Here is an 18,682-nt window from a genome sequence, read left to right on the forward strand (position 1 = left end):
ACGTCGTGACGAACACGCAGAGTTCTTGTGGAATGGCTGATTCCGCTATGGGGTGCTCGGTTGCCCGCACATAAAATCCGGGTATACCCGGGGGGAGTGTCGGTGGGCGGACGGGATCTTCGTGCGCTGTTCGGTTCGAATGATCGGGGAATCCAGGTCGAGGAGCACTTCACCAACCGTCAGGAGCAGTGGGAGGCCGTCACCGACGCCCTCGCCGAGCATGTGCGGACAGTGGCCGCACCGGGCTTCGACGTGGAGGACCTGGAGGCGCCGCGTGACAACGTTCTCGTGTTCCACGGCGTCGGCGGCATAGGGAAGTCGACCCTGTCCCGGAAGGTGGAGGCCGCCCTCGCCCACGGCGAGCACCGGCCCACCCAGTGGGGCGAACCCGTCCGGGTGAGCGGGCGCGTCCTGCCGGTGCGGATCGACCTCGCCCGTTCGGCGGGCACCGACTTCGAGCGCGTGGTCCTCACCGTCAGGCTCGCCCTCGCCGAGCTCGGCCGCCCGCTGCCCGCCTTCGACCTGGCGCTGCGCCGCTACTGGGACCACGTCCACCCAGGCGAGTCGCTGGAGGAGTTCCTGCGCCGCGGCGGGCTCGGCCGGCGCTTCGGGAAGGCAGTGCCGCAGCAGATGCAGTCGGCGCTGGCCGACATCGCCCAGGCGGTGCTGCTGCCGGGCACGGTCGGCGCGGTCGTCGGGCAGGTCACCAGCAGCGTCGTCCGCGCACTGCGGGACCACCGCGCCTCCGTACGGGCGCTCGCGGGCTGCTCCCGACTGGCCGACCTGCTGGAGGCCGAGCCCGACCTGGACGCCCTCTCCTACTACACCCACCTGCTCGCCTGGGAGCTCGCGCGGCTGCCCGCCGGCCGGGCGGTCCTGCCGGTGATCCTGCTGGACACCTTCGAGGACGTCGGTGACCGCGTCCACCGCGACCTGGAACGACTTCTCCAGCGCGTCGTATGGCTCATGCCCAACGCGTTCTTCGTCGTCACCGGACGCAGCCGGCTCCAATGGGCCGAGGACGCCCTGCACGGCCAGCTCGACTGGACCGGGCCCACGGCCTGGCCCGGCCTGGCCGTGCCCAGCGGGCCCGCGGCGGACGCCGCCTCGGCGGGGCCGGCCCCGCGCCGGCAGATCCTCATCGGCGACTTCTCCGCCGAGGACTGCGACGACTACCTGGCCCGCCGGCTCACGCGCGACGGCACCCCCGTCATCGCACCCGACGTCCGCGCGGTCGTCACCGCACGCTCGCACGGCCTCCCGCTCCACCTCGACCTCGCCGTCCAGCGTTTCCTGGCGATCCGGCGCACCGGGCGCGAGCCCGGCCCCGCCGACTTCGACGTCGACTTCCCGGCCCTGATCAGTCGCACCCTCAGCGATCTCACACCCGACGAGCGCCATGTGCTGCGCTCGGTTTCCCTGCTCGACAACTTCGACGTGCCCCTCGCCGCCACGGCCGCCGGGATGACGTACGAAGCCGCTGCACTGCGCCTCGTCGAGCGCCCGTTCGTCCGCACCGATCCGCACGCCGTGTGGCCGTACCACCTGCACGCGGTGATCCGCTCCACCATCCGCACGGCCGACGACCGGGCGGACGACCGCTGGTCCGCCGGGGACTGGGCGCGCGCGGCGGCCCGCGCCTTCGACGCGATCGGCGAGCGCCGGGCGGCCGCCGACGACGGGGACCGCGACCTGCTCGTCAACTGTCTGCGCCAAGGGCTGCGCCTGGCCCGGGACTTCGGACTCGACCTGGGCTGGCTCGCCGAAGCGGCCTGGAGCTATGTCGGCGACTCCGTGTGGGAGCCGCTCGCCCCGCCGGGCCCGGCGCACGGGACCGCGCCGCGCACGGCGGCCGACGCCCTGGTGGAGACCCTCGGCGCGCTCGGCCGCCGCCAGCACGAGCACCGCGAGTCCACGGTCGCCCGGCTCACCGCGGTCGTCGAGTCCGGACTGCTGCCGCCGGAGCTGCGGGACATGGCCGTCTACTACCGGGCCAAGGCCGAGCGGGACCTCGGCCGCTCGGACGACTCCCGGCACGGCATGTGCCTCGTCGCCGACGGCGGCGGACGGCTGGCACCCGCGGCCCGGCGCGGACTCGCCCACCTGGCACGGCTCTCCGGTGACTTCCCCACCGCCCTGCGCACCGCCGGCACCCTCGGCTGGGCCGGACGCCATCACCGGATCCTCGGCGACGTGTGGTGGGTACAGGGCGACATGGCACGCGCCGCGCGCTCCTACGAGGCGGCGCGCGAGGAGGCCGAGCAGCACGCGGTCGCCGGGGAACGCGCCACCGCCCAGGCCCAGCGGGCCTTCACGCTGGCCTTCGCCGACCCCGCCGTCGCCGAGGACGAACTCGTCCTCGCCCAGCAGTTGCTCACCGGCCTCGACCTGCGGGCCACCCGCCTCACCACCCGTATCGCCGCCCTCGTGCGCGACGCGGGCGCGGCGGTCGCCGGGCTGGAGGACCGGGTGCGTGTGCTGCGCGCCGAGGCCGAGGTCTCCGGGATCACGGCGGCCCGGCTGACCCTCGAACTCGCCCTGGGCTTCCACCACGCCGTCCTGGACGACCGGGACCGGCTCACCGCCTCTCTCGGGCGGCTGCGCGACCTGGTCGCGGGCGACTACGCCTACTACCCGGACCTGGTGTGCTTCATGGCCGGCCGGCCCCTGCCCGACGGCCGGCCGTCCCGGGCCCGCTGGATCGACGGGGAGGAGACCACCCGTGCCCGCTGGCGCGCGCTGGTCACCGTCCGCCGCGGCCACCTGCGCGGCATCTGACAGGGCCGGTGCAGCCGTTCGAATTTCTGCAACACAAGCGGTCTAGACTCGACCAGCGACGGCCTGTGTGAATGGCCGGAACGGAACGGTCAGTCTCCGCCAATTCCGAAGGATATTCGGCGTTTTGATACGGATAGATTCAGTCACCAAGCGCTACCCGGACGGCACGGTGGCGGTCGACCGGCTCTCGCTGGAGATACCCGACCGCTCGATCACCGTTCTCGTCGGGCCCTCGGGCTGCGGCAAGACGACCACGCTGCGGATGATCAACCGGATGGTCGAGCCCAGCGAGGGCACGATCCTCCTCGACGGCGTGGACATTCAGCAGCAGCCGGTCAACACCCTGCGCCGGTCCATGGGATACGTCATCCAGAACGCCGGTCTCTTCCAGCACCGCACGATCCTCGACAACATCGCCACCGTGCCCCGCATGCTCGGCTGGGGCAAGGAGAAGGCCCGCTCCCGGGCCCGCGAGCTGATGGAGCGGGTCGGTCTCGACGGCGCGCTCGCCAAGCGGTACCCGTACCAGCTCTCCGGCGGCCAGCAGCAGCGCGTCGGCGTTGCACGGGCCCTCGCGGCCGATCCGCCGGTGCTGCTCATGGACGAGCCGTTCTCGGCAGTGGACCCCGTGGTGCGCAAGGGACTCCAGGACGAACTCCTGCGCATCCAGGAGGAGCTCGGCAAGACCATCGTCTTCGTCACCCACGACATCGACGAGGCCGTCAAGCTCGGCACGATGGTCGCCGTGATGCGCACCGGCGGCAAACTCGCCCAGTTCGCGCCGCCCGCCGAACTGCTCTCCCACCCCGCCGACGCGTTCGTCGAGGACTTCCTCGGCGCCGACCGCGGCATCCGGCGGCTGTCCTTCTTCCCCGCCGCCGGCCTCGACCTGCTCACCGGGCCCGTCGTCGCCGTCGACGCCACGGCCGAGCGGATCGCCGCGCACGACACGACCGAGGCCCCCTACCTCCTCGTCACGGACACCGACGGCACGCCGCTCGGCTGGAGCGAGCCGGGGGACCTGACCGCCGGATCCATCAAGGCAGAGCAACTCCTGCCCTACGGACGGCCGTTCGTCCCGGCCACCGACTCGCTGCGCGCCGCACTGGACTGCGCCGTGCTCTCGCCCACCGGCTGGGCCGTCGCGGTGGACGCCGACGGCCGGGCCACCGGGGTCGTCTCCCAGCAGACCATCGCCGAGGCCATCCGGGGCGCCCATGCCGAGGGCGGGGCACGTGACGCCACCGGCGGCGACTCCGACGGACGGGGCGAGGGCCGTACGGACGTGAAGGTCGCCGGATGAACTGGGACCGCTTCTTCGACATCCCCAGCGACCTCCAGCACAGCTGGCTCGGACTGGTCGGACTGCATCTGCGCGAGGCCCTGCTGCCGGTCCTTGCCGGACTATTGATCTCGCTGCCGCTGGCGCAGCTCTGCGTGCGGTTCCGCTGGCTGTACCCGCCGGTGCTGTGGGTCACGACCGTGCTGTACGCCATCCCCTCCCTGGCCTTCTTCGTCCTGCTCATCGACTACACCGGCCAGACCGAGCTCACGGTGATGATCCCGCTCACCGTCTACAGTCTCGTCGTCCTGGTCCCGGCGATCGTCGACGGCGTCCGCTCGGTCCCCCAGGAGACCCTCGCCGCCGCCACGGCCATGGGCTTCGGCCCCGTACGCCGCTACGTCCAGGTGCAGTTGCCCATCGCGGTGCCGGCGATCATCGCCGGGCTGCGCGTGGCGACCGTCTCCAGCATCAGCCTCGTCAGCGTCGGCGCCCTCATCGGCAACCAGGGCGCGCTCGGCAACATGATCAACGACGCGAACATCTACAACCGGCCCGAACTCGCGCTGAACGCCGTGCTCAGCATGGCCGTCCTGGCGATCCTCGCCGACGCGCTGCTGGTCGCCGTACGCGTACTGCTGACGCCGTGGATGCCGCGCCGCTCGCGTCCGAAAACGAAGGCCGACCGGCCCGAACCGGCCGCCGCAGCCCTGGAGGACGCAGCCCGGTGAACCTGTTCCACTTCATCAGTGACTTCTTCAACGACAGCGCCCACTGGCAGGGCTACGACAGCATCCCCACGCGCGTGGGCGAGCACATCCAGTACACCCTCCAGGCGCTCGGCATCGCCGCCCTGATCGCGCTGCCGGTCGGCCTGGTCACCGGGCACTACGGACGCGGCGGCAACGCCCTCGCCTTCATCGCCGTCGCCGGGCGGGCCCTGCCCACCTTCGGCCTGCTGGTGCTGATGACGCTGCTGGTGGGCTTCGGCATGGTCAACGTGATGACCCCGCTGGTCATCCTCGCCGTCCCGCCGATCCTGGTCACCACCTACGAGGCGATGCGCTCCGTCGACCCGTCGCCGGTGGACGCCGCCCGGGGCATGGGCATGGGCGAGTTGGGGGTCCTCTTCCAGGTCGAGGTCCCGGCCGCGCTCCCACTGATCCTCAGCGGCCTGCGCTCCGCGGCCATCCAGATCGTCTCGACGGCCACCATCGCCGCGTACGTCGCCCTGGGCGGCCTCGGCCGCTACATCGTCGACGGCCTCTACCAGCGCAACTACGAGAAGGTGGTGGGCGGCGCCACCCTCGTCGCGGGCCTGGCCCTGGTGACCCTGGGCGTCTTCTGGGCAGCGGGCCGCTTCGCGGTGTCGCCGGGGGTACGCAGGCGGGCGTGAGAGACCCTCGCGGAGCAGCGGGCGGTTCGACAACCCCCTGAGGGGCGCGGGGAACTGCGCGACCGGCCACGACGCTGCCGCGGACGCTCGACGGCACATCGCGGCACACGGCTCGGCCGCCGGCAGTGCGACGACACGTTCTCGGTCCACTGCGGCGCCGTCGTGGCTGGTCGCGCAGTTCCCCGCGCCCCTTTCGGGGCACCGCCGTCAGGCCCCCGTGCGGGCCAGTGCCAGTTCCAGTACGACCAGCAGAGCGTCCCGTACCGAGCCGCGTTCCCGGGCGTCGAAGACCACGACCGGGACCCCGTCCGTGACGTCGAGGGCCCAGCGGATCTCCTCCATGGTGTGCTCGACCTTGCCGTCGAAGGCGTTGGCGGCCACCGCGAAGGGGATGCCCCGGTGCTCGAAGTAGTCGACGGCGGCGTAGCAGTCGTCCAGGCGCCGGGTGTCGACGATGACCAGCCCGCCGACCGCGCCCTCGACGATGTCGTCCCACATGAACCCGAACCGCTCCTGGCCGGGCGTGCCGAACAGATACAGCTTCAGCGTCGGGTCGATGGTGAGGCAGCCGAAGTCCATGGCGACGGTGGTCGTGGTCTTCAGCGGGGTGTGCGTGAGGTCGTCCACGCCCGCCGCGACCTCCGTGATGGCGGCCTCGGTGGTCAGCGGCTCGATCTCGGAGATCGCGCCCACGGCGGTGGTCTTGCCCACGCCGAAGCCGCCCGAGATCACCATCTTGACCGGCAACGGCGGTCGTACGGTCGCCGGTTCAGTCGCTGTCACTCAGAACCCCTCGTGCGTCGGGGATGGCGCGCAGGCCGTCGATGACCCTGCGCAGGACGGATGCGTCGTGGACGACGCCGGAGTCGGGTACGTGCACCGTCAGCTGCCCCGCCGCGCGCAGGTCCTCGGCGAGGACGCGCACCACGTTCAGGTGCAGCCGCAGCCGGGCCGCGATCTCCGCGAGGGACTGCGGCATCCGGCACACGGCGACGATGTCGTGCTGTTCGAAGGAGAGCCGGTCGAGCGCGTCGAGCCCCTCGGCGGTGGCCACCACCTGGGTCTCGACGGGCAGCGACGGACCGTCGCCGCCGTCCGCCACCCGGCCGGCGGTGAGCAGGAACGGCCGCACGGCGGAGGCGAAGCCGGCCGGGTCCGGACCGCTGGGCTGCGGTGGTGGGGTGCCGTCCGCCATGGCGTTGTCCGTTCCCGGGTCAGCGACCCGACGCGGCGCCGACGCTGTTCTTCAGCTCCAGCACGAGCTGCGGGCTGAGAGCGGCACCGGCGCGGTTGGCGAACACGGTCATCTCGTAGGCGATGTTGCCCAGCTTGGCCTCCTTGTCGGCGACCACGCCGAGCACGGCGCCGCTGCCGATCGCGGAGACCAGGACGTGGCCGCCCTCCAGGTCGATGATGACCTTGTTCAGGCCGCCGAGGCCGTAGTTGCCGGAGGCTCCGGCGGCCAGGCTCGTGATGCCCGAGACGATCGCGGCGAGCCGCTCGGAGTCGGCCTGCTCACGCAGCTCGGACACGGCGATGAGCAGTCCGTCGGACGAGACGGCGATGGCGTCCACGACGCCGGCCGTCTCCTTCGCGAAGCGGTTCAGCAGCCAGGTGAAGTCGGCTGCGGCGGCCTTCAGTTCGGCCGGCGTGGCGCCTTCCGCCGGGGTGCCACCTGTCGACGTGCTCACTGCTGCGCTCCTTCCGGGAGGTCGTTCTGGTTGTGCGTGCGGGGGGTTGTGCTCGGGACGGCCCGATCCTCATGGCCGCCGTTGTCGTTGCTGTCGCGGTTCGCCCGCTCGACGGCCGCCTCGAACTCCTCGAGCGCGGCCCGCACCTCGTCCGCGTCCACGGTCGGCGCGGCCTGCCGCGACACCGGACGCTCGGCGGTGTCGACGCCCGTCGTGCGCAGGGTCGCACCTCGGACCCGGCGCCGCAGAGGCCGGGCCTCGGCGACCACCGGCGTCACGTTCGCGGCGGACTCGCGCGGGGAAACCCGGCGGGGGAGGCGCCGCGGCCCGTCGGAGTCGCCGTCGTCGTCCGGTACGCCGTCCACCTCGGCGGCGGGCGAGGGCACCGGCCCGGTGGGCGTCACGGCAGAAGCGGCCGCAGCGGCAGGAGTCGTAGGAGACACCGGCACGGCAGGGGCGTCGTCCGCCGCCTCCGGCGTCTTCGCGGCCGCCGCGACCGCAGTCAGCGCCGCCGTCGCCGTCGCCCCCGTCGTACTGCCCGTCACCAGCAGCGAGGACGGCACCGTCACCTCGGCCGTCACACCGCCGCCCGGGGTGCGCGACAGGGCGACCGTGATCTCCCAGCGGCGGGCCAGCGTACCGACCACGAACAGACCGAGGACCTTCGTCGGGACGACGTCCAGCCGCTCGCGGCGGATCAGGCGCGCGTTCTCCTCGTCGAGCCGCTCGGGGCTCATGCCCAGACCGTGGTCGGCGACCACGACGACCGCGTCGTCGCCGGAGAGGGACACCGACACCTCGACCGGGCTGCCCTCCGGCGAGAACGACACCGCGTTCTCCAGGAGTTCGGCCATCATCAGCGTCAGGTCGCCGATGACCTCCGGCTCCACCCTGACCTCGGTCCGCGCACGCATCTCCACGCGCTGATAGCCCTCGATCTGGCCGAGCGAGGCACGTACGACGTTGGTGAGCGAGGTCGGACCGGCGTCGAGGACGGCCTCGTGGATGCCGGCGAGCAGCATCAGGCTGTCGGCGTTGCGGCGCAGCCGGACCGCGATGTGGTCGATGGAGTACAGCCGCTCCAGCAGCGCGGGATCCGTCTCCCCCCGTTCCACCGCGTCGATCAGGGCGAGCTGCCGGGTGGTGAGGTTGCTGACCCGGCGGCCCACGTTGCCGAACATCTCGGCGACGTTGCGCCGGCTGAGCACCTGCCGCTCCAGCAGCGCGGCGGCCGTGGTCTGCACCTGGTTGAACGCCTCGGCGAGTTCGCCGATCTCGTCGCGGGCCGTCACCGGCATCTCGCGCAGCCGCGGCGGACCGTCGTCCTCGGCGTCGTCGTCGGCCACCCGGGCCAGCTCGCGCTCGGCGACGTCGGCGACCTCCCGCGCGGCACCGGTGAGGGCCTGCACCGGGCGGACCACCGAGCGGCGCACCAGCATCGCGAGGACCAGCCAGACGGCGAAGCCGAGCAGGGCCGAACCGAGCAGCAGCACCGCGCGCCAGGCGGCCGAGTCGGAGGCGCTGTCCGCCTGGTCGGCGAGCTGGTGGATGAGCGAGGTGGTGATCGCCAGCCGGGTCTTCGCCTGGTCGCGGTAGGCGCCGTAGGAGTCCAGCGCCGTCGCGAGCGAGGCGCGGATCTCGGCGGCCGAATCGCCCTGCAAGGAGCCGGGGTCGATCTGGAGGTCGGTGTACTGGCGGCTGATGATGCTCTGCGCCGCCGTGTACTTGATGCCGTCGAGCTGCGCGGCCTGAGACTCGGTCGCGAACCTGGCGAAACGTTCTGCCTGATGCGTGTACTCGTCGTAGGAGCCGATGGCTCCGATGAACTCGATGAGCGCGTTGGAGTCACCGGTCGACGCGGAGAAGACGCCGGTCTCGAAGGCGCTGTGGGCCGCGCCCGCGCGCAGCAGCGAGTCGAGGAGGTTGCCGGTGAACGTGGTGGCGAGGTCGGGATTGCGGTCCAGGCCCAGACCGTCGATGAGCCCGTTGGCGGCGTGCGTGTAGGCCGGATCGATATTGCTGGCGGGCAGATAGCTCTGCTCGACGGTGTCCCGCAGGCTGCTCAGTCCCGTGACGCTCTTGAGGGCCTGCGCCTCGGTGTCGGGCAGCCGGTCCCCGAAGGTGTCGCGCACCCGCTGGACCTGGGAGTCCACCATGCTCTGGGCGGTGCGGTAGGCGGCGGACGAGGGTTCGTCGCCCTCGGCGGCCTCGTGCCGTACGGACAGCAGGATCGCCTGCTGGTGCTCGGCGGCCAGCCGGTCCACGAGCGTTGCGACCTCGGCGCTCTCCCGCACCAGCCGGGCGGCGTCCGACGCGTCGCGCGACTGCATCGTCTGCTCGGCGATGAGGTAGGCGAGCAGCACGGCGACCACGGCCAGCGGCACCCGGACGAGCAGGTTCAGCTTGCGTCTGAAGGGCCAGCGGTCGGCGAAGTCGCGGATACGACGCGGGCGCGATGCGCCCTCCTCGTTCGTGGACACCGAGTTGCCTCCTTCGTGGGCGTCGCACGGCGCGCGAGGTCTCACGTGACCGCTGTTGTTCGAAGTGAACCGGCTTTGTCCGGGGGACAGTACCGCCCTTTGAATGCCGTGACCGGAACTGTACGTCAAGAATCCGTTACAGCCCCCTGCACCCCAACCGTCCCGCCTTCACATCACGGCACAACTGCCCGTTACCTTCCATTTTTTGAGGCCAATCAGTGACCTGGCCGGTCTTGACTGACCGAGAACCGGCTGGATTGGATCAGTGGAAGAGTTCTCCCAACCCCCTGAATCCGGAACGGGAACCGTGACTTTCACCGCTTCACGCAGCAGGTCCTCCCTCAGGAACCATCCCGGCGCGGCCGCGGTCGCGCTCGCCGCAACGGCGGCGCTGCTGGCGGGATGTTCCTCCTCCGACGACAAGTCCGACCCTCTCGCCGGGGACGGGGCGAGCGGCGACACCGTCGTCGTCGGCTCCAACAACTTCGCCGAGTCCATCCTGCTCGCCGACATCTACGGCGAGGCCCTCAAGGCCAAGGGCATCAAGGTCACCTACAAGCCCAACATCGGCAGCCGCGAGACGACGTACGGCCTGCTCAAGAACGGTTCCATCACCGTTCTGCCCGAGTACAACGGCTCGCTGCTGGCCTACCTCGACCCGAAGGCCGTACAGGCGTCGGCAGGCGCCGTGAACGAGGCGGTCAAGGGCAAGCTGGACGCGAAGCTGACGCTGCTGGAGTCCTCGCCCGCCGAGGACAAGGACTCCGTCAGCGTCAACGCGGAGACGGCGAAGAAGTACAAGCTCACCGCCGACTCCAGCCTTGAGGACCTCAAGGACATCGCCCCGGATCTGGTGATCGGCGGCTCGCCGGAGTTCCAGACCCGGCAGCAGGGCCTGAAGGGCCTGGAGTCCGAGTACGGCCTGAAGTTCAAGTCGTTCAAGGCGCTGGACGCGGGCGGTCCGCTGACCCAGGCGGCGCTGACGAAGAACACCGTGCAGGCCGCGGACATCTTCACGACCGACCCGACCATCACCAAGGAGGGCTTCGTCGTCCTGAAGGACCCGAAGAACCTCTTCGGCTACGCGAACGTGACCCCGCTCGTCTACAAGAGCGGTCTGTCGAAGGAGGGCGTGGACGCGCTCAACGCGGTCTCCGCCAAGCTCGACACCAAGACCCTCCTGGACCTGGACTCCCAGGTCCAGCTGGAGAACAAGGACCCGCTGGACGTGGCCAAGGCCTGGCTGAAGACGGCCGGCCTCGGCTGACGTACGGCAGCTCTCGCGGGGTTGTGACGGGACGCCCGTCACAACCCCGCTGTGCTGTTCAGTGACCGACCTGGAAGGTGGCGTCCTGGCGCTCGGCGGCCGTGGAGACCGGGTCGATGCGCAGGGCGTAGTTCAAGTGCCTGATGTAGCGCGTCGGGTTGTTGTACGAGCGGAACGACGCCCAGGAGGCGTCCGCGAGCCCGGCCGTGCGGTGGAAGGTCGCGTCGGCGGCGAACGTCGACGTGCCGTCGTTCTCGTCCAGGCGCAGGGCGTAGTCGTAGTGGCGCAGATAGCGGGCGGGGTAGTTGACCGACTGGAACGAGACGCCGGAGGAGTCGGCGAGCCCCGGCACCAGCTTCCACTGCGAGTCGGGGAACGGGTCGAAGGGGTACTCGTCGATCCGCCCGGCGAAGCCGCTGTGCCGGACGTAGCGTGCCGGGTAGTTGTAGGACTTCAGCCGGTTCCAGGCCGGGGCACCCCACTTGGCGATCAGGTTGCTGTACTCGGTCGAGGTGATCGGGTGGATGCCGCAGTGCTTGGAGTTGAGCGGCTGGGTGTAGAGCCGCTGGTCCAGGGCCGTCCAGGTGCCGGCGGCCAGGTCGCTCGTCTGCCAGACGTAGAAGACGCCGTTCGGGGTGTACGTGTCTCCCCAGAGGTACCAGGTGTTGCCCGTCAGGGATTTGACCACGGTGGGGGCTTCGGTGCCGCCGTGGTTCACCGCCGTGCTGAACGGGGTGAAGCTGCCGGGGTCCAGGGTCGTCGAGCGGGCGCCCACGAGGGTGCCCTCGCGCTTGAAGTAGAGGTGGTTGACGCCGTTCACGCCGACGGTGAGGTTGCCGTCGATGACGTCGTAGCCGGGGTCGAAGAAGACCTGTGGGCCGGTCGTCGTGCGGAAGTCGGTCGTGTAGCTGACCATGATGACGTTGTGGCCGCTGCTGTTCACCGACGAGTAGAGGATGCCGTACCGGCCGCGTGAGGCGTCCCAGTAGGCCTCCGGCGCCCAGCTGTGCGTGCCGGTCATGTCGTGCAGCTTCACCAGCCGGTAGCCGGTGAAGGTGCGCAGGTCGACGGAGTCCCAGACGTGGATGTACACGCTGGTGCGGGTCCAGTCGGTGCCGCTCAGGTCGGTCGCGAGCACGACGAACGTCCCGTCCTGCTTGCGCAGCACGAAGGGGTCGCGCAGCCCGCCGGCGCCGAGGGTGGGGGTGGCGACGGGCGCGTTCTGGTTGAGCGGCGTCCACCGCAGGCCGTCGGTGCTGACGGCCAGGTGGAGGTTGTAGTTCGCCTCCAGCATGGTGTTGGACTCGGTGAAGTAGACCATCGCGTACGCCGAGTCGGCGGCGTGCGCGGTCCCGGCGCCGAGGGCCAGGGCGCCGGTCGCGGCGAGCGGGACGGTCGCTGCCATGCCGAGTACGTCTCTGCGGGACGGGTGGGCCATGTGCTCTCCAGGGGGGTGCGGGCCTTCTGGCCGGGTCACTGAATGGCCGATATATCGAACGGAGTTCGGTGAATCGACCAGAAGGTAGGAGAGCGCCGAGGTCGCGTCAATCGCACGGTCACGCTTGGCGGATTCCCGCCACCGGGTCCGTCACGGGCCCGAGTTCGGCACGCGCGCGTGCCGCCGCCCCGATCGCCACCGCATCGACGCCGAGCCCGGCAGGCCGCACGCCGATCGGACGGCCGCTGACGGGCGGCTCGGCGGTCAGCGCGGCGTGGATCGAGTCCTCCAGCAGGGCCCAGGAGCGGCTCACGCCTCCGCCGACGACGACCGTGGTGACGTCCAGCAGCCCGGCCGTCACGAGCAGGGCGCGGGCCACGGCGGCACCCGCCTCCGCGTACACGCAGGCCGCGTCCCCGTCGCCCGAGGCCGCCGCCTCGGCGACCTCCCTCGCCGTGAGCGGGACGCCGGCGCGGTCGGCGTACCGGGCGGCGATCGCCCGGCCGGAGGCCAGGGTCTCCAGGTGTCCGCGCCCGCCGCAGGTGCACGGCAGATCGCCGAAGCCGGGCACGTGCCCGATCTCGCCGGCCGCGCCGTGCGGGCCGTCGTACAGCCGCCCGTCGAGCCACAGCGCCCCGCCGACACCGGTGCCCAGAGTCATCCCGAGCACATGCGGAGCGCCCGCCGCCGAACCGGCCGTCGCCTCGCCGCGCAGGAACGCGTTGACGTCGTTGTCCAGGAACGCCGGCACGCCCAGCGCCTCCTCGACCGCCGCCGTCACCGCGAACCCCGCCCAGCCCCGGAACGAGTCGCTCGCCACCAGCACCCGCCCGGACCGCGCGTCCACCACGCCCGCCGCGCCCACCCCGACGCCGAGCAGCCGCGCGGGCGTACGGCCGAGCAGCAGCCGTACGGCATCGAGCGCGGCGCCGACCATCGCCGTGCCGCCGTCCGCCGCCGGGGTGGGCACGCCGACGCGGTCCAGGACGCCGAGAGCCGGATCGCACAGCACCACCTGGGTCGTCGTACCGCCGATGTCGACACCGGCCAGCACCGCACGCGTCACGCGCCGGCCCCCGTCCCGAGAGCCGCTCGGCTCTCCCTGCGTTGCCGTTGCAGCACCGGATCAGGCACGGGTACGGCCGCGATGAGCCGGCGCGTGTACTCGGTCCCCGGGTGCAGCAGCGTTGCCATGGTCGGCCCCTGTTCCTCGATCCGGCCGTCCCGCAGGACGACGACCCGACGTGCGAACTCCTGGACGACGGCCAGGTCGTGGGAGACGAGCAGACAGGCGAACCCCAGCTCGCGCTGCAATTCGGCGATCACCTCAAGCACGGTCCGCTGCACACTCACGTCCAGCGCGCTCGTCGGCTCGTCCGCGACCAGCAGCCGAGGCCGCAGCACCAGCGCCCGCGCGAGGCTCACCCGCTGACGCTGGCCGCCGGACAGCTCACGCGGCCCGCGGTTCGCCAACTCCTCCGGCAGCCGCACGAGTTCCAGCACCTCGGCGACCCTGGCCCGCCGCTCGGCGGACGTCATGCCCCGCCGGTGCACCCTGAGCGGCTCGGCGACGCACTCCGCCACACTCATCCGCGCGTCCAGCGAGGCCACCGGATCCTGGAGCACCACACCGACGCCGGACAGCAGGGCACGGCGCGCCCGGCCCCGGGCACGCCCGAGGTCGGTGCCGAACAGCGACACCGAGCCGGCGGCGGGCGCGACGAGCCCGAGCGCGACCCTCGCCGCCGTCGACTTGCCCGACCCGGACTCGCCCACGAGCCCGACGGTGTCGCCGGGGCGGACGTCGAAGGAGACACCGTCGAGGGCCCGGACCCGCCCGAACCGCACGGACACGTCGCTCAGCCGCACCACGGGAGGCTCCTGCGTCGCGGGCGCGTCGGTGCCGCTGAGCCGCAGCCGGGGCACCGCCGACAGCAGGCTTCGCGTGTACTCGTGCCGCGGCCGCAGCAGCACGTCCTCCACGGTCCCCGTCTCCACGATCTCGCCGCGCAGCATCACGGCGACCCGGTCCGCGAAGTCGGCGACCACGCCCATGTTGTGCGTGACCAGCAGGACGCCCGTGCCCGAGTCGGCCGCCAGCCGGCGCAGCAGATCCAGGATCTCGGCCTGCACCGTCACGTCGAGCGCGGTGGTCGGTTCGTCGGCGACGAGCAGGGCCGGTGAGTTGGCGATCGCCATGGCGATGACGACCCGCTTCCGCTGCCCGCCCGACAACTGGAAGGGGAAGGCCGAGGCCCGCCTCTCGGGCTCGGGGATCCCGACGCGCCGCAGGAGGTCGACCGCCACTCGGGCGGCCTTGGACCGCGAGACCTTGCGGTGGTTCCGCACGACCTCCGCGATCTGGGAGCCGACCCTGGTCAGCGGATCGAGGGCGGCGGCCGGCTCCTGGAAGACCATGGAGGCGGTACGGCCCCGCAGCCGGGCCAGCGCTGCCTCCGGCGCGTCCACCACGTCGGTGCCGTCGACCGTCACCCGCCCCGAGGCCCGCGCGTTGCCCGGCAGCAGCCCCATCGTCGCGAGCGCCACCGTCGACTTGCCGGACCCCGACTCACCCACCAGGGCCAGCGTCTCGCCCTGCCGGACGCGCAGCGACACCTCGCGCACGGCCGGCACGTCACCCGTGTCGGTGGAGAAGGTCACGCCCAGGTCGGCGATCTCCAGGATGTTCATCCGCGTCCCTTCACGTCGAAGGCGTCGCGCAGCCCGTCGCCGATCGCGTTGAACGCGCACACGACGAGGATGATGGCGAGGCCCGGCGGAACGATCAGCCACCAGCGTCCGGAGTAGGCCGCCGTCAGACCGGCGGACAGCATGCCGCCCCAGTCGGTCTTCGGCGGCTGGACGCCCAGCCCGAGATACGACACGTACGCGACGAGCAGGATCGCGTCGGCGATCTGGAAGGTGGCCGCCACGACGATCGTCGACACCGAGTTCGGCAGGATGTGCCGGCGGATCGCCCGCCCGTGGGTGCCGCCGGTCGCGCGCAGGGTCAGCACGTAGTCCCGGTTCTTGAGCGTGAGCGTCTCCGCCCGCACCAGCCGGGACGGCACCAGCCAGGACACCAGACCGAGGATCACGATCAGCCCGGGCGTGCCCGGCGAGGTGATCGCGGAGACCACCAGCAGGATGAACAGGGCGGGGATCGCGATCCCGGCGTCCACGACCCGCATCATCACCGCGTCCACCCAGCCGCCCGCGTACCCCGCCACGGCACCCCACAGCGTCCCGATGACGGTCGCCAGCACCCCGGCCGTCAGCCCGACGAGCAGCGAGACCTGCCCGCCGTACATGAGCCGCCCGAGCTGGTCGTGCCCGACCGCGTCGGTACCGAGCCAATGGGAGCCGCTGGGCGGGAGGTTGACCTGGGTGAGGTCGGTGTGCGTCTGGTCCGTCGAGTAGAGGAGCGGACCGATGAAGCAGAAGATCAGAAAGAGCACAACGACCGACAGCCCGGCGATGGCGAGCCGATTGCGCGCAAAGCGCGCCCTGAGGGGCGCGGGGCTGTTTCGATTTGCGGCTCCGCCGCGGGGCGCGACAAGCCCCCACCGGCGGGCAGCTTCAACACGACCACTCATGCCCGCCCCTCCTTCACCCGAGGATCGACAACTCGCTGCACCACATCGGCGAGCAAGGTCCCCACCACCGTCGCCACGGAGATGACGAGCACGCACCCCAGCAGCACCGGATAGTCGGACGACTGCGCGGCGGACCAGAACAGCAGCCCCATCCCGGGGTAGTTGAAGAGCTGCTCGACCACCAACGCCCCGCCGAACAGCACCGGCACGTAGTACCCGAGCATCGCCACCACCGGCGTCAGGGAGTTCCGGAACACATGCCGGAACAGGACCGCGTACTGCCCGGCACCGCCGGCGCGCGCCGTCCGCACATAGTCCTCGGAGAGGTTCTCCAGCGTCGCCGCCCGCATGTACCGGCTGAACACGGCCACCATCGACGCGGCGCCCGTCACCACCGGCAGCACGAGGGCCGCCGGATCCGCGAACACCTGCGCCAGGGTGTCCCCTTGCGGCGCCTGGGAGGGGAACCAGCGCAGGGTCTGCGTGAAGACCAGCACCAGGATCAGACCGAGGAAGTACACCGGCGTCGAGTACGCCACGAAGCTCAGCGTGGTGATGACGTAGTCGGCCGGCCGGTTGCGCCGCACCGCCTGCCACATCCCGAGCGGAACGGCCAGCAGCAGCCCCGCCAGCGCGGACAGCAGGGTCAGTACCAGCGTCTTCGGCAGCCGTTGCTCGATCAGCCGGGAGACCGCCTCGTTGAGCGTGTACGACGTCCCGAGGTCGCCCTGCGCCAACTCGCGCAGGTAGTAGACGTACTGGACGGGCAGCGGCCGGTCGAGCCCTTGCTCGTGGTTGAACGCGGCGATCTGCTGGGCCGTGGCCTGCGGGCCGAGGATCCCGCGTGCGGGTCCGCCGGGCAGCGCGTGCAGCAGGCAGAAGACCACGATCGTGACGATCAGGATCACGGCGAGGGCCTGGAGGAGTCGGCGGCCGAGATACAGGAGCGTGTCCATGCGTCAGCCGGTCCACTTCCACTGCGCCGGGTGGAAGTTGGCGAGCGAGTCCTGGGCGAAGCCGCCGAGGCCCTTGCGGACGACCGAGATCTGATAGACGGGCTCCGGCAGCCAGATCACCGGCAGGTCCTCGGCGAGGGCGGCGCTGTAGTCCTGCACGGCCTTGGTCGAACTCGACGTCGTGGAGGCGGAGATGAGCTTGTCGACCGCCGGGTTGGAGTAGTTGCCGAAGTTCGAGCCGCCGCCGGACTGGAACAGCGAGTCACCGGTCGGGAAGGCGGGGAAGTACCAGCTGCCCGCCGTGCCGAAGAACGACAGCTGCCACTTGCAGAGCGGCTGGTCCGCCTCGCACTGCGGGGTCTGCGCCAGCACGGAGTTCACGGGCGCGGTCTTGATCGTGAACTTGATGCCGGTCTTCGCCAGCGAGGACTGGATCGCGCTCATCATGTTGTCGGTGACCGTGGACCCGGACTGCGACAGCACCCGCATCTCGAACTTCGTGCCCTCGGCGACTCCCGCACCGCACCGGTCGGCTCCGGTACCGGGTGCCGTACAGGTCATGACCCCGCCGCGCTCGGTCCAGCCGTGGCCGGTCAGCAGCTCCCGGGCGGCCGTCGTGGAGAACGGGTACGGGTTGTCCTTCTGCTCCCGCGAGACGAAGTCGGACGCCTGTCCCTGCGGGACCGGGCCGTAGCCCGCGACCGCCGTGCCGTTGAAGACGACCTCGGCGAGACTCTTCTGGTCGATGGAACGCTGGACGGCCTGACGGGCGTACAGCTGCTTGAACACGGCGCCCATCGCCGGGTTGTTGAAGTTGTACGGCATGTAGGTGATCGCCCAGCCGGACCACGGCTTCACCTCGTACCCCTGCGCGGTGAAGCTGTCCTTCTGATCGAGGTCGGTCGCCTCGATGTAGCCGTAGTCGACCGTGCCGGAGCGCAGGGCGTTCTTCTCGGCCTCCGCCGTGGTGAAGGGGAGCAGGTTCACCGTCGGGACGGATGGCTTCTCGCCGCCGTCGTACTTCTTGTTGGCGGTGAGGACGACCTTGCCGGCCGTCGAGTACGACTTGACCGCGTACGGCCCGCTGATCGTCTTCCACAGCGGGTTCTTCTCGTAGCCGGCGATGTTCTTCGCCGCGTCGTTGAGGTCCTTCCACACCTGCTTCGCGTCGCCGCCCTTGTCCCAGACGTGCCGGGGGAGCGGGGTGATGGAGCTCAGCTCGTTGGCCAGCATCCACTGCGGGTTGTAGGCCTTGTCGAAGGTGATCGTGAAGTGGCGGTCGTCCTCGGCCTCGAAGGAGGTCCAGTTGTCCGGCGCCTGACCGGGGTTGTATCCCGCCCACTCCTTCTTGTTCGCCTTGATCAGGTCGAACCAGAACCGGACGTCACGGGAGGTGATCGGCTTGCCGTCGCTCCAGTGCCGGTCGCCCAGGGTGATCCGCACGCTCTTGTTGCCGGGTGCGAAGTCGGCGGCGGTGGCGACCGAACCGGCCTTGTTCCAACCGATCTCGCCGGTGGAGCCGTCGTAGGCGATGAGCGGCTCCCACAGCGTGTTCGCGATGGAGATGTTGTTGGTGTTCAGATGCGCCGCGGTACCGATCGGCAGGATCCAGTTCGGCGTGAAGTTCGCGGGCAGCGCGTAGTTGATGGAGTCGCGTGATCCGGACGACGCGCCGCTGCTCCCGGAGCAGCCCGCGAGCAGCAGCGTTCCGGCGGACAGGGCCGCGGCACCGGCGAGGAGTCTTGAGCGAGCAGGGGACATGGCTCTCCTCAGGGGACAGAAGCGAGGTGCAGTCAGT

General features: G+C 71.1%; 15 protein-coding genes. 5 read left to right on the forward strand and 10 right to left on the reverse strand.

Annotated elements, in window-relative coordinates:
* Positions 1-102 precede the first annotated feature (102 nt).
* From PGH47_RS33060 to PGH47_RS33075, 4 genes are all read left to right on the forward strand, one after another.
* Positions 103-2,778: an ATP/GTP-binding protein gene (locus PGH47_RS33060; protein WP_271666422.1), complete on the forward strand. Its 2,676-nt coding sequence runs from the start codon at positions 103-105 to the stop codon at positions 2,776-2,778.
* A gap of 124 nt (positions 2,779-2,902) precedes the next feature.
* Entirely contained in the window at positions 2,903-4,081 is a 1,179-nt protein-coding gene (locus PGH47_RS33065; RefSeq protein WP_271666423.1) for an ABC transporter ATP-binding protein, read from the forward strand.
* Positions 4,078-4,791, forward strand: coding sequence for an ABC transporter permease (locus PGH47_RS33070; protein WP_271666424.1), 714 nt, complete (start codon positions 4,078-4,080; stop codon positions 4,789-4,791). Before PGH47_RS33065 ends, PGH47_RS33070 begins: the two co-directional genes overlap by 4 nt.
* Positions 4,788-5,456: an ABC transporter permease gene (locus PGH47_RS33075; RefSeq protein ID WP_271666425.1), complete on the forward strand. Its 669-nt coding sequence runs from the start codon at positions 4,788-4,790 to the stop codon at positions 5,454-5,456. The genes PGH47_RS33070 and PGH47_RS33075 overlap by 4 nt, the downstream gene beginning before the upstream one ends.
* 207 nt (positions 5,457-5,663) lie before the next feature.
* Here the strand turns inward: PGH47_RS33075 and PGH47_RS33080 are convergent, their stop codons facing one another.
* Genes PGH47_RS33080 through PGH47_RS33095 form a run of 4 tightly spaced genes read right to left on the reverse strand, consistent with a single transcriptional unit; the run spans position 5,664 to position 9,627 of the window.
* A complete protein-coding gene (locus PGH47_RS33080) occupies positions 5,664-6,191 on the reverse strand; it encodes a GTP-binding protein (RefSeq protein WP_271668205.1) in 528 nt (175 codons plus the stop codon).
* Between the two features lie 34 nt (positions 6,192-6,225).
* A complete protein-coding gene (locus PGH47_RS33085) occupies positions 6,226-6,651 on the reverse strand; it encodes a DUF742 domain-containing protein (protein WP_030961653.1) in 426 nt (141 codons plus the stop codon).
* 19 nt (positions 6,652-6,670) lie between these two features.
* Positions 6,671-7,147, reverse strand: a complete 477-nt coding sequence (locus PGH47_RS33090) for a roadblock/LC7 domain-containing protein (RefSeq protein ID WP_030961655.1) — start codon at positions 7,145-7,147, stop codon at positions 6,671-6,673.
* Entirely contained in the window at positions 7,144-9,627 is a 2,484-nt protein-coding gene (locus tag PGH47_RS33095) for a sensor histidine kinase (protein WP_271666426.1), read from the reverse strand. Before PGH47_RS33095 ends, PGH47_RS33090 begins: the two co-directional genes overlap by 4 nt.
* 307 nt (positions 9,628-9,934) lie before the next feature.
* Between PGH47_RS33095 and PGH47_RS33100 the strand changes: the two genes are divergently transcribed.
* Positions 9,935-10,894, forward strand: coding sequence for an ABC transporter substrate-binding protein (locus PGH47_RS33100; RefSeq protein ID WP_271666427.1), 960 nt, complete (start codon positions 9,935-9,937; stop codon positions 10,892-10,894).
* A 58-nt stretch (positions 10,895-10,952) separates the two neighbouring features.
* Here the strand turns inward: PGH47_RS33100 and PGH47_RS33105 are convergent, their stop codons facing one another.
* The 6 genes from PGH47_RS33105 to PGH47_RS33130 all read right to left on the reverse strand — a co-directional run bounded on the left by PGH47_RS33105 (position 10,953) and on the right by PGH47_RS33130 (position 18,645).
* A complete protein-coding gene (locus PGH47_RS33105) occupies positions 10,953-12,332 on the reverse strand; it encodes a glycoside hydrolase family 43 protein (RefSeq protein ID WP_271666428.1) in 1,380 nt (459 codons plus the stop codon).
* A 118-nt stretch (positions 12,333-12,450) separates the two neighbouring features.
* Entirely contained in the window at positions 12,451-13,398 is a 948-nt protein-coding gene (locus tag PGH47_RS33110; protein ID WP_271666429.1) for an ROK family protein, read from the reverse strand.
* On the reverse strand, positions 13,395-15,023 hold the full coding sequence (locus tag PGH47_RS33115; protein WP_271666430.1) for a dipeptide ABC transporter ATP-binding protein: 1,629 nt from the start codon (positions 15,021-15,023) through the stop codon (positions 13,395-13,397). The genes PGH47_RS33110 and PGH47_RS33115 overlap by 4 nt, the downstream gene beginning before the upstream one ends.
* Positions 15,020-15,928: an ABC transporter permease gene (locus PGH47_RS33120; protein ID WP_271666431.1), complete on the reverse strand. Its 909-nt coding sequence runs from the start codon at positions 15,926-15,928 to the stop codon at positions 15,020-15,022. Before PGH47_RS33120 ends, PGH47_RS33115 begins: the two co-directional genes overlap by 4 nt.
* On the reverse strand, positions 15,925-16,884 hold the full coding sequence (locus PGH47_RS33125) for an ABC transporter permease (protein ID WP_271666432.1): 960 nt from the start codon (positions 16,882-16,884) through the stop codon (positions 15,925-15,927). The genes PGH47_RS33120 and PGH47_RS33125 overlap by 4 nt, the downstream gene beginning before the upstream one ends.
* A gap of 3 nt (positions 16,885-16,887) precedes the next feature.
* Complete coding sequence (locus PGH47_RS33130) at positions 16,888-18,645, reverse strand: peptide ABC transporter substrate-binding protein (protein WP_271666433.1); 1,758 nt, start codon at positions 18,643-18,645, stop codon at positions 16,888-16,890.
* Positions 18,646-18,682: the final 37 nt, after the last annotated feature.

It is taken from the genome of Streptomyces sp. HUAS 31 (assembly GCF_028198125.1).
In the GTDB taxonomy this organism is placed as follows: Bacteria; Actinomycetota; Actinomycetes; order Streptomycetales; family Streptomycetaceae; genus Streptomyces; species Streptomyces chartreusis.

Bases quoted from the DNA above. Each gene is read 5' to 3' on its own strand.
- PGH47_RS33070 (WP_271666424.1), top strand. From the start codon at position 4,078: ATGAACTGGGACCGCTTCTTCGACATCCCCAGCGACCTCCAGCACAGC.
- PGH47_RS33080 (WP_271668205.1), bottom strand. From the start codon at position 6,191: ATGGTGATCTCGGGCGGCTTCGGCGTGGGCAAGACCACCGCCGTGGGC.
- PGH47_RS33085 (WP_030961653.1), bottom strand. From the start codon at position 6,651: ATGGCGGACGGCACCCCACCACCGCAGCCCAGCGGTCCGGACCCGGCC.
- PGH47_RS33105 (WP_271666428.1), bottom strand. From the start codon at position 12,332: ATGGCCCACCCGTCCCGCAGAGACGTACTCGGCATGGCAGCGACCGTC.
- PGH47_RS33115 (WP_271666430.1), bottom strand. From the start codon at position 15,023: ATGAACATCCTGGAGATCGCCGACCTGGGCGTGACCTTCTCCACCGAC.
- PGH47_RS33120 (WP_271666431.1), bottom strand. From the start codon at position 15,928: ATGAGTGGTCGTGTTGAAGCTGCCCGCCGGTGGGGGCTTGTCGCGCCC.
- PGH47_RS33125 (WP_271666432.1), bottom strand. From the start codon at position 16,884: ATGGACACGCTCCTGTATCTCGGCCGCCGACTCCTCCAGGCCCTCGCC.
- PGH47_RS33130 (WP_271666433.1), bottom strand. From the start codon at position 18,645: ATGTCCCCTGCTCGCTCAAGACTCCTCGCCGGTGCCGCGGCCCTGTCC.